Genomic DNA, 15,131 nt, shown 5'->3' with positions numbered 1-15,131 from the left:
GAAAGGACTGAAATGAATGACGTATGCTAAAAAAGCATTTCTATCCCTGCTTTGTTTCGTGCTTGTCCTTATGACAGCAACTCCAGCTGTTACTCATGCAGCTACGACAATTCAGGATGTACCAACAAATAATAGTAAATACAAAGCTATTTCATGGGCAGTCGATAATGATTTACTCTCATTGAATAGCGCTAATAAATTTTTACCTAATGAACAGATAACTGAGCGAGAGCTTGTTGTCATGTTTGCAAAGCTTGATCGCAATTATGCATTAACGTATAACGACAGTGTTGCCTATAATTTCTATAGTGATTTTTATTTACCGTTTAATGGTACTTATACAGCAGCCAATCGTTCAAAAGCCGTTACACGTGGACAATTTGCGCGACTATATGCGGCCTTTAAAGGTTTAGATTTAGATGAGCCTCAGGCAGTTCAATATTTATACACAAATGATATTTCAACAGGAAACACTGGTAAAAAGACATTTGCCGACTTCAATCCTTCTACAAAGCTAACTCGTGGAGATAGTGCTGAATTTTTATACCGCGGTGTACAAAACGACAACTTTGCTGTACTAGGATTAAAACGTACTGCAGCAGGCCGTGATAACGATAAAATTACATTACCTCCGAGTTTCATGGGCTCAAGCAACACAGAATTTGAAGAGCCAAAGGATAATAACAACGATTTTACTGGACCAGAGTATGTAAATAATGCTCTACAAAGTATTGATGTTGAAAAACCAGATTTAATCGCAAATGACCAAGATTCAACGCTCATTACTGTATCTTTAAAAGCTTGTAATGGTGATCCAATACCTGATGATAAATCTTATACATTCCGTGTAACTTCATCATATGGTGCAAAAATCGTTGACACATCTGGTGAAGCTGTTCGAAATGTGCAATCAGATGGCTCTACTGTCTCTGCGATTGTTATAGCACCAAAATTAACAAAATCTGTACGTGATACAATTTCATTTGAGCTTATTAACAATACAGATCCTGGTATGAAATGTCTTGTAGGTGAAAAACTTAATGCACAAGTCCGTTACTCACCTCAACCAGAAATGCGCATTGATTATCAAGTGTATGATCCAGCAAATACTGATGACGAAAATGGAAATGTAACACCTCCATATGTACCGTATGAAAAATTACCAGAGTTCTTTACAGAAAATATTGTGAACGTCCATTGGATTGATAGAGAAGAAAAACTATTTAGTATTGGGCAGCAAACAAATGTAACCAATGCTTTAGGAAATGTTGAAAATATATATTTACAATATGGTGGCAGTGATAAAAAATACCCTGCATTAGGCTATGAAAATGCCATTTTACAGTTTGAAAACTATAATATTTCAGTTTGGCTGTTCGAAGAGATTGTTGAAAAACGTTTAGAGGATTCGGTTAATGATACGATTGAAATTATGTATATGATTTCAGATGATGGGCGTCCAATTTATCGTATTCAAGGAATTGATGATGCGATTGCCTCACAGGTTGAGAACATTAACCCAGTTGGTGCTATTATTCAACTTATGAGCTATATGCCAGATGAAAAAAAACTAACACTCGAGCATTATGACAGTGTCATGAAAATTTATGCTATTTTCACAAGCTTAAGTAACTATGATCGAACTGTATTATTAAAATACCAAGGTGGTAAATTACTTGGTCAAGTAGAAGCCTATAAAAAACGAGTGGAAGCATTAAAGGAAAGTGCGGAAGCAGCATCAAGACCATCTGGTAAAGATCGTTACACGAAAGTAATGGTTACATTAGTGAGACCAGGTGGAGAAATTATTACTGATTACCAAGGAACAGTAAAAATTAAATTTGACGGTGTTGAGAAAACAGCTTCATTCGTAACAAATACTTCGGATTATTTAAATAATACTGGAAGCCCAGGTACAGCTGTAGCGTACTTTGACTCAGTTATTTATGGGAAATCTAAAGCTGAAGCAACATTGGTAAATAAAATAGATCCTCGTTATGCCACAATATTGAAGGATTTAAAAGATAAAACAATAACGAAGGATATTTTCACAAATCCTTACTTTAGTAAAAATTCTTGTTCTTTAGCAACAGAAGTCGCATACGTAGTTGATTACTCTGCTTCCATGAAAGCTACTGACCAAACAAATTACCGTGGTAAAAAAATGATGGAAGTAATCAATCAAATTAAGGCTAAAAATAATATTGTTATTGAAACAAATACAAAAGCTACTGTTCTTGGAGAAGGCAGTACAGACAATGTATTGAAAAAAGATCTTTATAAAGCATCGAAAGAGAAGGGTGCCACAGATATTTTTGCAGGTATAGAAATCGCACTGTCTAAATTCTCAAATGACTCGAAAACCTCAAAAGCTATTATTGTCGTATCAGATGGTAAAACAAGTAAATCGAAAATGACAAAAGTGCTGAACGATGCGAAAAAGCAAGGCGTTAAGGTTTACACTGTAAGTATGGGTAAAAAATCACAAGTCAATGATGCAATGTTAACGCAATTGGCTGCAGATACTGGTGGTATTTATTACCACGCAATCGATAACTTACAATTACATCAAGTTTTCCAAAAAATTATTGATGCGATTTTATGCAAAACTGCGCCTTCAAGTTGCGTGAATCCTGAAGATTTATTTGAAGAAGCTACAGTAACTCTACGCAAAGGCAATATTACAATGAATGCAAGAATCGATGGTAATTGCTCAAATGTTGCAAAGATTAATGTACGTTTCCCTTCTTTAAGTGGAGATGCGCAATTTGAATTGAAAAAGCGTAGTGATAATGTCTACATGTTAACAAAACCAGTGCAAACAATGCAGGACTTCAAAGTTAATAATGAGATTGAATTTGTAGCGTATGATAAAGACGGTAAAATTATAGCTACAAAAACCACGACAATTACAAATTAATAGTTTAATACTCAAAATTAAGCTGAACTAATAGACAAAATTAGTTCAGCTTTTTTGATTTTATACAATAATTACCATAAAGTGTTGTTGATTTCCGTCCGCCTCCAATCCAATCAATTTATCTTCATCATATATATCAAAAAAATTTTTATCCTAACCTTCGAAATGAACCGTTTATTTAATAAATTTATTAAATTTGGCAATATTACGCCTAAAGAAACTTTGAGGTGATGACTAATGTACAGAAATGTTTATCTTAATTTCGACTTAGGGAACAATAGTATAAGAAAGTAAATTTAGCCTTGTTAAAAATAATAATTCAACAAAGGCATTTTTTTATACCTCAATAATAATTAAAAGAACAATAGAGTTGTAAGATTTGATTTAACTCTATTGTTTATTTCGAAAGACATATTTACCTAAATAAAATAATTGATTATCCTTATTCCAACGTGAAAGTAATAGTTTGTACGTATGAATAATTAGGAATTGCCTTTAGGAATCTTCAATATCAATCATCTTTTATTTGTTCATCATCGGAAGATAGGAATGTCTTTAATAAAACGTATATCATGTGAATAAGTTGATCTTCGTTACGACTGGGCGACTCCTTGGGGATCAGCGATATAGAGGAACGAAGGCTAAAACCATCACATCCTGTGATAACGCCTTCGTGACCAACATCGTGTTGGCCCGAGACCCTGCAGCGCAGCGAAGCGTCAGCGGCAAATGTTTTATCTGTGCGAAAGCGTAGCGGCAGCAACAAAGTGCCCAGTCGGAACGGAAATCAACCACACTTTTTGGTAGAGCCATTAAAGAAAATGTTCTGGAAAACATTAAATTTGAAACAGAACGTATAATTTGTTACACTTAGTTTATAATAATTCTAATGTAGATGACGAATTACAGTTCTTCATGACATGTTCACAAATTATAGATGAACTCTTGTCGAACTGTGCTATAATGAGATTTGTGAATTAGAACGTGTGAGGTGTTATTCATGCATACCATCGTAGTAGGCTTGAATTATAAGACAGCGCCAGTTGAAATTCGTGAAAAGTTATCATTCATAGAGAGTGAACTACCACAAGCAATGGAAGCGCTACAAAAACAAAAAAGTATATTAGAAAATGTTATTGTTTCGACATGTAACCGCACAGAAATATATGCAGTAGTTGATCAGGTGCATACTGGACGTCATTTTGTTAAACAATTTTTAGCAAATTGGTTCGACCTGCCAGCGGAGACATTTTCTTCGTATTTAACAATACGTGAAGAAGATGAGGCAATCGAGCATTTATTCAAAGTGACAGCTGGCATTGATTCGATGGTGCTTGGCGAAACTCAAATTTTAGGACAAGTTAAGAAAAGCTTCTTAAGTGGACAAGAGATTGGAACAACAGGAACGGTATACAATCAGCTATTTAAACAAGCGGTGACATTTGCGAAGCGTGCACATAATGAAACGGCTATCGGTGAGAACGCGGTATCAGTCTCTTATGCAGCAGTTGAATTAGCAAAAAAAATATTCGGATCTTTACAACGTAAACATGTGGCAATTTTAGGTGCAGGAAAAATGGGGGAACTTGCTATTGAGAACCTTTACGGTAGCGGTGTAGGAAAAGTAACCGTTATTAACCGTACGTTCGAAAAAGCAGAAAGTCTAGCAGCTAAATTCGACGGTGAAGCAAAATCTATGAAGGAGCTGCAATGTTCGTTACTGGAAGCAGATATTTTAATTACGTCTACAGGTGCAACAGATTATGTTATTGACTATGAACTAATGCAATTTGTAGAACGTTTGCGTAAAGGTAAACCATTATTTATGGTAGATATTGCAGTTCCGCGTGATATTGATCCACTTGTTGGAGATTTACCAAATGTTTTCTTATATGATATAGATGATTTACAAGGCATCGTAGAAGCAAACTTAGCTGAGCGTGAACGCGCTGCGGCTGATATTACTACAATGATTGGCAAAGAGGTTGTACAATTTAAAGATTGGGTTGCGACTCTTGGCGTTGTTCCTGTCATCTCGGCTTTACGTAAAAAAGCGAGTCATATTCAAGAAGAGACAATGATTAGTATCGAAAATAAAATGCCAGATTTAACAGATCGTGAACGTAAAATTTTAAGTAAGCATACAAAGTCAATTATTAATCAATTGTTAAAAGAGCCAATTTTACAAGCTAAAGAAATGGCAAATTCACCAAAAGCAAATGAACAGTTACGTTTATTCCAACAAATTTTCGGTATTGAGGATGCTGTGGAAGCTGAAGTTACTGCGATGACAAAGCAAGAGCTTGAACGCAAAGAACGCTTACAGTCATCAGAATCTTCCACTGAACCAAAGTACTCTTTCTAAAGATGTCTATGTGTTCGCGGTGCAACTTTAGAAAAGTTGCCCGCGAACGAGATTTTCTAATGATATTAAATGAGGCGTTTTCGTATCTGTATGGTAAACTAAGGATACGAAAACGTTTTTCTATTCTAGGCTAAAGTACATCACTTTAGCACATTCGATATAAAGAAGGGATGTCTATTGGCTGATTTGACAATGACAAGGCTATATGAAGTAATGATCGTCTTGTATGCGATCAGTCTAGTATTTTACTTTACTGATTACTTTTATAAGCAAGTACGAGCAAGGCGAATTGCTTTTTGGCTTGTTTCATTTGTATGGGTAATTCAAAGTGCCATTATTATATTAACTTTTGTGGAAACAAAGCGTTTTCCGATATTATCCTTGTCTGAAGGTATTCTCTTTTATTCCTGGCTACTCGTGACATTATCTATTATTCTGCACTGTATTGCACGAGTTGATCTCCCGGTGTTTATTATTAATATACTAGGATTTTTGTTCGCTAGTATTTTTACTTTTATGCCGAAACGACCAACAGGAGCAGTTAGCGATACTTTAATTTCGGAAATGCTTTTTATTCATATATCATTTGCGATTTTATCGTACGCAGCATTTTCGTTAACATTTGTTTTTGCGATATTATATTTAGTATTATATCGTTTGCTTAAAAAGAAAAAATGGTCACATTTATGGACAAGGCTGCCATCACTACAGCAGACGAGCAGTTGGATGAATGTGTCATTTTTCATCGGTATTCCAATGTTATTTATAAGTTTAATTTTAGGGTTTGAATGGGCACTACTAACGCTAGAGAGTCTTTCGGTTTTTGATGCGAAGATTATTGGGTCCTTTATTATTTTAATTTTATATTGCTTTATATTGTATGTGAATCGTAAAAGTAAGCTGATAGGGACAACTTATGCGTGGGTACATATATACGCTTACCTATTAGTTGTTGTTAACTTCTTTTTAGGAAGTAGTTTATCGCGATTCCATTTATGGTATTAGAAGAAAGGTTGGAGACTGTTGAGAAAAATTATTGTAGGTTCTAGGAGAAGTAAGCTAGCTTTAACACAAACAAATTGGTTTATCAATGAGTTAAAAGCAGCAGGTGTACCATTTGAATTTGAAGTGAAAGAAATTGTCACAAAAGGTGACCAAATTTTAGACGTGCAGCTATCTAAGGTAGGTGGTAAAGGGCTTTTCGTAAAAGAAATTGAACAAGCACTTTACGACAAAGAAATTGACTTTGCTGTTCATTCTATGAAGGATATGCCTGCAGTACTGCCTGAAGGATTAGTAATTGGCTGTATTCCACCTCGTGAAGATGCGCGTGATGCATTTATTTCAAAAGGACATGTGAAGTTTGCCGATCTTCCAGCGGGAGCTGTCGTTGGGACAAGTTCTCTTCGTCGCAGTGCTCAACTTTTAACAGTCCGCCCAGATATAGAAATTAAATGGATTCGTGGAAATGTGGATACACGCTTAGCTAAACTTGAAACAGATGAATACGATGCCATTATTTTAGCGGCAGCAGGGCTAAAACGCCTTGGCTGGAGCGATGATGTTGTTACTGAGTTTTTACCTGTTGAGGATTGTCTTCCAGCAGTAGCTCAGGGCTCTCTAGGTATTGAATGCCGTGGAGATGATACGGAGTTATTAACGGAATTAGGTAAGTTAACAGATAGCATTACATGGCAAGAAGCACATGCAGAACGTGCTTTCCTGGCGGCTATGGATGGAGGCTGTCAAGTACCTATCGCAGGATACGCAAAGTCTAATGGGGAAGAAATTACACTAACTGGCCTTGTTGCTGCACCAGATGCCTCAGTTGTTTACAAGGAAACAGTAGTAGGCACTGATGCGGCAGCAGTTGGGAAAGAGCTTGCTGAGATTTTAACGAAGCAAGGTGCTTTTGAATTAATTCAACGAGTAAAGGCAGAGCAAGATGCAAAGTAATTTACCTTTAGAAGGTAAAACTATTATTTTGACAGGTACATCTAAGACGACAACAATTATAGATGACATTACAGCTTTAGGTGGTCAAGCAATAATTGCCCCATTGATTGAAACTTGTGAGCTTATCGATAGAAACGATGATGCGCATTTAGAGTTTGCGCGTCAATTTGAATGGCTCATTTTTACGAGTCAAAATGCTGTAGACGCTTTTGCCAACAAAATGCAACGTTTTAATTTAAGTGCAGGGCATTTTCAAGGAAAGATTGCTTCTATTGGTACTAAAACTACTACAGCCTTAGAAAAGCTTGGATTCCATGTGAGTTTTATGCCTTCTATATTTAGTGCAGATGTATTTGTTCAAGAATTTCCTAGTGTAGCAGGCAGCAATCCTACATGTCTATTTATTCGTGGAGAAAAAGCGAAAAAGACATTGAAGGAAGGGCTGCCATTTAAATTAAAGGAATGGACAGTTTATGAAACGATTGAGCGACACGGTCAAAAACAAGTAATTATTGATTGTATCCGAGCGAATAGCGACGTCACAGTGATTTTTGCTAGCCCTTCCGCTGTTGATGTCTATGCAATGGATGTAGCTTCAGTAATTGGTTGGGAGGCAGCACGTGTGGCAGCAATCGGTCATATTACAGAAGCAGTTATTTTAAATCACGGTGCTACTGTGGATGTTATGCCGAGCGTATATACAATGCAAGCAGTCATCGAGGAAATAACGAAAGTAGGAGAGAGAAAATGACAAAATTACAATTTCAAAGACATCGTCGTTTGCGTGCAAATGCTGCATTACGATCAATGGTAAAAGAAACATACTTGCACAAAGAGGACTTAATTTATCCAATTTTCGTTATTGAAGGCGAAAATATTAAAAACGAAGTACCTTCTATGCCAGGAGTTTTTCAATTTTCATTAGATAAACTTGAAGCTGAGATTGACGAAGTTGTTACTTTAGGTATACCTGCAGTTATTTTGTTTGGCTTACCTGCAGAAAAAGATGCAGTCGGAACTGGTGCATTCCATGATCATGGTATTGTGCAAGAAGCAACACGACTAATTAAATCTCGCTACCCAGAGCTATTAGTCATTGCAGATACATGCTTATGTGAATTTACAGATCATGGTCATTGCGGCTTAATTGAAGGTGATCAAATTTTAAACGATCCTTCATTAGATGTTTTAGCACGTACAGCAGTATCACAAGCAAAAGCTGGAGCAGACATCATTGCTCCATCTAATATGATGGATGGTTTTGTTGCTGCAATTCGCGCAGGCTTAGACGAAGCAGGCTTTGAAAATGTACCGATTATGTCATATGCCGTAAAGTATGCTTCTAGCTACTACGGGCCATTCCGTGATGCAGCTGATGGTGCGCCTCAATTTGGTGATCGTAAATCTTACCAAATGGATCCTTCGAATCGTATAGAGGCATTCCGCGAAGCAGAGTCAGATATTGCAGAAGGTGCAGATTTCTTAATTGTTAAGCCAGCTCTAAGTTATTTAGATATTATTCGTGATGTGAAAAATAACTATACATTACCGATTGTTGCGTACAACGTTTCTGGTGAATATGCAATGATCAAAGCAGCAGCTATTAATGGCTGGATTGAAGAGAAAAAAGTAGTGCTTGAAACATTACTTGGCATGAAACGTGCAGGCTCTGATTTAATCATTACGTATCATGCTAAAGATGTTGCACACTGGTTGGAGGAGAAATAAATGGCGCGTTCTTACGAAAAATCAAAACAAGCATATGCTGAAGCAATTAACTTAATGCCAGGTGGTGTAAGTAGCCCAGTACGTGCGTTCAAATCCGTAAATATGGATCCAATTTTCATGGAGTCTGGTCATGGTGCTATTATTAAAGACATCGATGGCAATGAATATATTGATTATGTATTATCATGGGGACCTCTTATTTTAGGTCATACGCATCCAGAAGTTGTACAAGCAATTGCAGAAACAGCAGCGAAAGGCTCTTCATTTGGAGCACCAAGCTTCACAGAAAATCGATTGGCCAAATTAGTATTAGATCGACTGCCTGGAATGGAAATGATTCGCTTCGTGTCTTCTGGGACAGAGGCTACGATGTCTGCTTTACGCGTAGCTCGTGGTGTTACAGGGCGCGATAAAATTTTAAAATTTGAGGGCTCTTATCATGGTCATGGAGATTCCTTGCTCATTAAGGCTGGCTCTGGGGTAGCTACATTAGGCTTACCTGACAGTCCTGGTGTCCCAGCGGATATTGCACGTAATACGTTAACAGTAGCGTACAATGACTTAGAAGGGGCAAAACTAATTTTCGAAAAATTTGGTTCAGAGCTTGCGGCAGTAATTGTTGAGCCAGTTGCAGGAAATATGGGCGTTGTACCTCCACAACCAGGCTTTCTACAAGGCTTACGTGAATTAACAAAGGAACATGGATCTTTGTTGATTTTTGATGAAGTTATGACAGGCTTCCGTGTTGACTATGGCTGTGCACAAGGTTATTTTGATGTAACACCAGATATGACAACATTAGGAAAAGTAATTGGCGGTGGACTTCCTGTTGGTGCATTTGCAGGGAAAAAGGAAATTATGGAGCAGGTAGCACCAGCTGGTCCAATCTATCAAGCTGGAACATTGTCAGGGAATCCATTAGCAATGACAGCAGGCTATGAAACATTATCTCGCTTAGATAATAGCTCTTATGAATACTTCAAAAAGCTAGGAGATCAATTAGAGGCTGGTTTCCGTGAAGCAGCAACGAAATACAATATTCCACATACTGTGAATCGTGCTGGTTCAATGATAGGTTTCTTCTTTACGAACGAAGATGTTATTGATTTTGCTACAGCAAAAACGTCTGATTTACAATTATTCGCTGAATACTTCCGTCTAATGGCAGAAGAAGGTATTTTCTTACCGCCATCTCAATTTGAAGGTTTATTTATTTCTACTGCACATACGGAGGAACATATCGCAAAAACGGTTGATGCCTTCCATAAAGTATTTGCACAATTAGCAAGATAACAAGAGAGCGAAAATACGTTCCTTTTATGAAGTAGTGTAATTCTCAATCAATTAACAAATTAGTAACCACTTCTTATCGATTCTAAAAATTCGATAGGAGGTGGTTTTTTGTATGCTTTTGAAATTTTCATATGAGGACTTTATTGCAAATAGACGATTCAATAACACATCTAATGCAAATGTGCAAAATTATAGGTATTTACTCTATCCATTTATTGAGTATTGCTTTGAATAGGGTGAAATCAACGCTGAGGACGTAACTCATGTACATTTGCGTGATTATCTTATGCAATGCCAAAAGAGAGGTAATAAACCTAATACAATCAACTCAATCATTTTGCGTATAAGAGCCTTCTACAATTATTTAGTCGATGAACAAATAGTAAAAGAAAGCATCACTAAAAAAGTTAAATTGCAAAAAACAGACGTTAAAATTGATGTTTTTACGGATGAACAGATTTATCAAATGCTTGCATATTATCGCAGTATGCGGAAGAGAGACTTGTGAGTGTGGTTAGTGGGGTAGAGGAAAAAATCACACAGGCTGTCTAATCAATAGCTATTGAGCCATTTGTGAAGCTATAGGAGCAATTAGAAGAGCATAACAAAGGGACTTACATATATGAAGATTAATCATAAACGCAAGTCCTATTCATATTGAAGTAAAGTCCTTGTTAGTTGAACAAAGATGGTATTAATATTTATCATTTTTGAATTAAATTCAGTGCGTTGGTTATATAAATTTTATCTTTGTTTAAATCAAGGAATTCATCCTTCTCATTACTAATATTGGGATAATAGCCAAGTGTTAATATTACATTTTCGTTTTCTTTAAATATAATTAAATGATTAGGCAATGCAATATTCATGCTTTCGGTACTTTCTTGTTCTGCTCTTTCAATTGAATTAATAAGTCGCTTTATTTCTTCTTTCGATTTAATGACTGAAATAACTTCACCTTCTTGCCCTCTATATTCTTCAGGACTTGGTGAAGTACTTGCGAATTTCAAAATCTCAATACTTGTAATTGTAGTATCATTTTCAAAAATACTGTTTGAACATCCTCCCAAGAATAAAGCCAACAGGGATAGTAATAGCAAATTATTTTTTATAATAACAAATCTCTCCCTACTAAACATATTAAATTCTTCAACTTGCACTGTTAGTTGAATAAAAAACAAGAGCTGTCTTAACAGCTCAATATTCTTCAAAGCACCAGTTTGTTTAATATCTTATTTGTTTAATCTCTCATTATTCATTACAGCAGGGGAATCATTTACACAGGTTGTCTAATTGGAGCTACAATGCCATGTGTGGGGCTGTAGAAGTATAACTGGCTACATAAAAATTAAACATACACACAAGTCCTATATTGATGGATATGTCATAATTCGATGTTGTTTAATTAAATCTTTGAAAATTGGTGCCTGTTAAAATTTTTTTCTCTTATTAAAAATATATATGCTAATTAGTACTATTCCCGTCACAATAAACAATACAGAAGGTATATATAAACTATTGTTTAGAGGAACCGGTTCACCCATATAAGTTGCTAAATGCCTTACCGCACTACTAACAAGGCAATGTAAAAATAGCATTAAACTTCCTAAACAAAAGAAAACAAGTCCTGTATAATACAACTCTTTCATTATGAATCCTCCAATTGATAGCCTGCACTTTTCTTAATTAACTGAAAATTCCTTTACATGTGTGATAAAGCGTTTAAGAATAAAGCGAAAACAAAGCTGATAACCGTAAAACCAGCAAGTGGAGCTGCAAAGGCCTTGTTGTTCTTAAACTCCAATATTGTAAATATAGCACCTAAAGCACAAATAATAAACCATGTTGGGATAAAAATTAAGTTTGCGATATTAACAGGTAGCAATGTATAAAAACCTGCAATGTATAATATCCAATTGATAATTAGTAAACCAAATATACAATAAGATCTCTTATAAGGGGGTGAATCTTTCCTATATTTTTCAACCCTTAGTAAAGGAAAAAAGAAGATAATAACTAATGTAACTACACAAAGTCCAATTAAAATCGAAGATAACCCCAAAACATAACCTCCCATTCGCATTGAATTTTCAATTATTCTGCACCGTTAGTAATAACTGAACAACCAGTTGATGGATATAGTGTAACATTTTTATAAATGTTGATACGGAATGAATGTGTATGCTAGAAGTATTTTCAGACATGTTATTTTTTTTACATAAAACATCTGTACCAGTTGCTTCGCTTTCGCTACCAAAACACATTTGTAGCTTACGCTTTGCTTACGCTACAGAAATAATTGCCGAAAGAAGTTAAAAAATCCATTGGATATATCAATGAATAAAAATAATCGTTATTACTTGAAAAAAATTATTAAAATTATAACTTTCAGCATAGCCAAATTGTGGGCGAAATCGTATATAATATAGCTATTCGTAAAAGAAAGTAGTGAATTGATATGGCAACTGGCACACATATGGTCGAAGTACCCGTAGGAATTGAAAATGTATGGGATTTCGTTAGCGATATGGAAAAATGGGCAAAGCTTGTCCCAGGTTATAATGCACATGAAATGATTGATGAAAAACATTCAAATTGGACGTTTAAAGGCAATGTTGGTGTACTGAAAAAAACAGTACAAGTAGAGATTACTATTTTAGAATGGGCAGCGCCTACAAAAGTAACATTCGAATTAAAAGGACTTTCTGACAACTTTTCAGGAAACGGTTATTTCCTTGCAGAAAGTATTGATGCAGAAAATACAAAAATGACAGGCTTCTTAGAAGTAACAGCAGGAGGATTAGCTGGTCCTGTTTTAAATCCAATCTTTAAGCCAATCGTACCAAAAGCAACACGAATGTTAACAGATCGTGTAGCAAATAAAATTAAATTGGTGAATGTATAATTACGCTGTTGAACCAACAGTAAAAGGGCATGCTAGAAGTTTTTCTAGTATGCCCTTTTTAGGCTCATCATCATAACGTGGGGTTGATTTCCGTTCCAGCCGGGGGCGTCCGATGAGCCGCTTCACTCGCGTTGCTCGCTCCATGGTCTCGGGCCAACAGATGTTTTTTGCGCGAAAGCGAAGCGGCAGCGGCACCGATGTTGGTTACGAAGGCGTTATCACAGGACGTGATGCATTTAGCCTTCGTTCCTCTATCGCTGATCCCCAAGGAGTCGCCCAGCCGGAACGAAGATCAACTTATATACATAGCCTATATTTTACTAATGGCACTACAAACTTTAAATGATGAACCATTTTTAATATAAAAATAAAAAATTCTGCGTGAACTTTTATAAAGAAGGGCAAGCACGAAAAAAATTTTTTCCTTATCATTTGATGCTTTTATTAAACATCCTATAGCATACTAACCTCCGGAGCTTCATATGATGCAAGAGGAGGGATTATTATCGAACACAAAATTTGGAATATGAGTGAAACTTTTTGTTTTCCTGGTTATGGCTGCCCAACAGAAATAGCGGCTGTGCAAATTAAGCCTCAGTGGCAGACAATGCAGTTAGAAGATTCACTACGATTAATGGGTATTTATCATATCACAGCACATGTTCGCTTTGATTTTCAAGACATGCAAGCTTTCATTGATGATGAAGAATTAGTACGAATCGATGCACTTGATCTTCAAGGAGATACTGGTTATTTTGAGTATGCAGTCCCTTTACATGTGGATTTACCAAAGGATGCAGCTATTGAAGATTTAATGGTAAAGGATATTCGACCTATCTTGACTAATCAGATGTGTCAGCTCGAATGGACGGTTACAAGTATTTTTAATGAGCCAGAGCCAGTATTTGAAAAAGCTAATGTTTTAGAAAAACTGCCTGTTACTGCAAATGCCTCTGCTCAAATAGAGAAGGTTGCCCTTGTAGAAGAAACGGCACAGATAAAACAACTCGCAGATGTAGTGACTTCGATACAAGAAGAAAAACCTGCAGCTGTAGTAGCTTCGACACAAGAAGAAAAACCTACAGCTGTAGTAGCTTCGATACAAGAAGAAAAACCTGCAACTGTAGTAGCTTCGATACAAGAAGAAAAACCTGCAACTGTAGTAGCTTCAACACAAGAAGAAAAATCTACAGCTGTAGTAGCTTCAATACAAGAAGAAATATCGAAGGCTGTAAAATATTCAGCACAAAAGGAAAAGTCTGAAGCTGTAATAGCTCCAGCACGAAAAGAAAAACCGGAACCAGTTGAGCAAAAGACATTATTGAGGGAATCCTCAAGTCATATTGTAGTCCGTGAATCCAGCTCCTGGCATGAAATTCCATCTATGATCTGGGATTTAAAGGAAGACTATACACCGCTAAAGGTTCGTGTTTCAAATGATCTCATTCAAAAGTAAATAGCATAGAAGTAGCAAGAGCAATAAGATAATAAAATCGCCGGATGTTGGAATGATGATGACACGTATAAATTGAAAAACACAAATTGGCACAATAATCGTTTTGGAATAAAAACGAAATTGTCGTAGCCAAGGTGGTAAAAGCCAAGGATTATACTTACGTCGTCGCATTTGAATTTTCACTTCCTCTCTATTTACTTTGTAATGCTTCCTAAACAATGACTAAATCACTTGAAAAATTGCACGATTTTGCGGTACAATGTGAAAAAGTCGAATATAGATGCTATGACAGGGAAGAGTAAATTATTAGTACATTTTAAGAGAGGAAACGGTAGCTGAAAAGTTTCTATTTGTACCTAATTGAATGTAGCCCTTGAGCAGCTTTAGTGAACTAACAGTAGTTAAAGCCGGTTAAACACCGTTACCGAATTGAGAGCCAGTAGTAAAAGGCTTAAGCAAAGTAGTACATTCTATTTCCTGATGAAAAGTGTGTATAGTGACCGCTTAA

13 protein-coding genes and 1 other annotated feature (1 of these 14 only partly in view) are annotated in these 15,131 nt (G+C 36.2%); of the genes, 10 read left to right on the top strand and 3 right to left on the bottom strand.

Features of this window, described 5'->3' with window-relative positions:
• Nucleotides 1–16: 16 nt before the first annotated feature.
• The 8 genes from FJQ98_RS20745 (at nt 17) to FJQ98_RS20710 (ending at nt 10,770) form a co-directional block, all read left to right on the top strand.
• A complete protein-coding gene (locus FJQ98_RS20745) occupies nt 17–2,920 on the top strand; it encodes a vWA domain-containing protein (RefSeq protein ID WP_053596737.1) in 2,904 nt (967 codons plus the stop codon).
• A gap of 1,000 nt (nt 2,921–3,920) precedes the next feature.
• Entirely contained in the window at nt 3,921–5,285 is a 1,365-nt protein-coding gene (hemA, locus tag FJQ98_RS20740) for a glutamyl-tRNA reductase (RefSeq protein ID WP_053596738.1), read from the top strand.
• Nucleotides 5,286–5,462: 177 nt separating this feature from the next.
• Complete coding sequence (locus tag FJQ98_RS20735; RefSeq protein ID WP_053596739.1) at nt 5,463–6,290, top strand: cytochrome C assembly family protein; 828 nt, start codon at nt 5,463–5,465, stop codon at nt 6,288–6,290.
• 18 nt (nt 6,291–6,308) lie between these two features.
• Nucleotides 6,309–7,241: a hydroxymethylbilane synthase gene (gene hemC / locus FJQ98_RS20730; protein ID WP_053596740.1), complete on the top strand. Its 933-nt coding sequence runs from the start codon at nt 6,309–6,311 to the stop codon at nt 7,239–7,241.
• Nucleotides 7,231–7,992, top strand: a complete 762-nt coding sequence (locus tag FJQ98_RS20725) for a uroporphyrinogen-III synthase (protein ID WP_053596741.1) — start codon at nt 7,231–7,233, stop codon at nt 7,990–7,992. The genes hemC and FJQ98_RS20725 overlap by 11 nt, the downstream gene beginning before the upstream one ends.
• The gene (hemB, locus tag FJQ98_RS20720) at nt 7,989–8,969 is read left to right on the top strand and encodes a porphobilinogen synthase (protein WP_053596742.1); all 981 of its coding nucleotides are present in this window, start codon (nt 7,989–7,991) and stop codon (nt 8,967–8,969) included. Before FJQ98_RS20725 ends, hemB begins: the two co-directional genes overlap by 4 nt.
• On the top strand, nt 8,970–10,262 hold the full coding sequence (hemL, locus tag FJQ98_RS20715; RefSeq protein WP_053596743.1) for a glutamate-1-semialdehyde 2,1-aminomutase: 1,293 nt from the start codon (nt 8,970–8,972) through the stop codon (nt 10,260–10,262). It begins immediately after the preceding gene.
• 286 nt (nt 10,263–10,548) lie between these two features.
• A complete protein-coding gene (locus FJQ98_RS20710) occupies nt 10,549–10,770 on the top strand; it encodes a hypothetical protein (protein ID WP_053596744.1) in 222 nt (73 codons plus the stop codon).
• 196 nt (nt 10,771–10,966) lie between these two features.
• On the opposite strand, the gene FJQ98_RS20705 is transcribed toward FJQ98_RS20710, so the two are convergent.
• The 3 genes from FJQ98_RS20705 to FJQ98_RS20695 all read right to left on the bottom strand — a co-directional run bounded on the left by FJQ98_RS20705 (nt 10,967) and on the right by FJQ98_RS20695 (nt 12,324).
• Nucleotides 10,967–11,473 (bottom strand): hypothetical protein, encoded by a 507-nt coding sequence (locus FJQ98_RS20705; RefSeq protein WP_053596745.1) that lies wholly within the window; start codon nt 11,471–11,473, stop codon nt 10,967–10,969.
• A 219-nt stretch (nt 11,474–11,692) separates the two neighbouring features.
• A complete protein-coding gene (locus FJQ98_RS20700) occupies nt 11,693–11,911 on the bottom strand; it encodes a hypothetical protein (RefSeq protein ID WP_053596746.1) in 219 nt (72 codons plus the stop codon).
• A gap of 53 nt (nt 11,912–11,964) precedes the next feature.
• Nucleotides 11,965–12,324, bottom strand: coding sequence for a hypothetical protein (locus FJQ98_RS20695; protein ID WP_053596747.1), 360 nt, complete (start codon nt 12,322–12,324; stop codon nt 11,965–11,967).
• Nucleotides 12,325–12,720: 396 nt separating this feature from the next.
• Between FJQ98_RS20695 and FJQ98_RS20690 the strand changes: the two genes are divergently transcribed.
• Together FJQ98_RS20690 and FJQ98_RS27040 are read left to right on the top strand one after the other, a co-directional pair.
• A complete protein-coding gene (locus tag FJQ98_RS20690; RefSeq protein WP_053596748.1) occupies nt 12,721–13,167 on the top strand; it encodes an SRPBCC family protein in 447 nt (148 codons plus the stop codon).
• A gap of 526 nt (nt 13,168–13,693) precedes the next feature.
• Nucleotides 13,694–14,623, top strand: coding sequence for a hypothetical protein (locus FJQ98_RS27040; RefSeq protein WP_075807336.1), 930 nt, complete (start codon nt 13,694–13,696; stop codon nt 14,621–14,623).
• Between the two features lie 276 nt (nt 14,624–14,899).
• Nucleotides 14,900–15,131 (top strand) — a binding site (T-box leader); it runs 57 nt beyond the window's last position.

Source organism: Lysinibacillus agricola (assembly GCF_016638705.1).
In the GTDB taxonomy this organism is placed as follows: Bacteria; Bacillota; Bacilli; order Bacillales_A; family Planococcaceae; genus Lysinibacillus; species Lysinibacillus agricola.
The sequence above is the reverse complement of the archived record's forward strand: the minus strand, read 5'-3'. Positions and strand labels throughout refer to the sequence as shown.

What these genes read in the sequence shown, in the direction of transcription:
- FJQ98_RS20700 (WP_053596746.1), bottom strand. Translation starts at nt 11,911, where the DNA reads ATGAAAGAGTTGTATTATACAGGACTTGTTTTCTTTTGTTTAGGAAGT.
- FJQ98_RS20710 (WP_053596744.1), top strand. Translation starts at nt 10,549, where the DNA reads ATGCAATGCCAAAAGAGAGGTAATAAACCTAATACAATCAACTCAATC.
- hemL (WP_053596743.1), top strand. Translation starts at nt 8,970, where the DNA reads ATGGCGCGTTCTTACGAAAAATCAAAACAAGCATATGCTGAAGCAATT.
- FJQ98_RS20725 (WP_053596741.1), top strand. Translation starts at nt 7,231, where the DNA reads ATGCAAAGTAATTTACCTTTAGAAGGTAAAACTATTATTTTGACAGGT.
- hemA (WP_053596738.1), top strand. Translation starts at nt 3,921, where the DNA reads ATGCATACCATCGTAGTAGGCTTGAATTATAAGACAGCGCCAGTTGAA.
- FJQ98_RS20745 (WP_053596737.1), top strand. Translation starts at nt 17, where the DNA reads ATGACGTATGCTAAAAAAGCATTTCTATCCCTGCTTTGTTTCGTGCTT.
- hemB (WP_053596742.1), top strand. Translation starts at nt 7,989, where the DNA reads ATGACAAAATTACAATTTCAAAGACATCGTCGTTTGCGTGCAAATGCT.
- FJQ98_RS27040 (WP_075807336.1), top strand. Translation starts at nt 13,694, where the DNA reads ATGAGTGAAACTTTTTGTTTTCCTGGTTATGGCTGCCCAACAGAAATA.
- FJQ98_RS20690 (WP_053596748.1), top strand. Translation starts at nt 12,721, where the DNA reads ATGGCAACTGGCACACATATGGTCGAAGTACCCGTAGGAATTGAAAAT.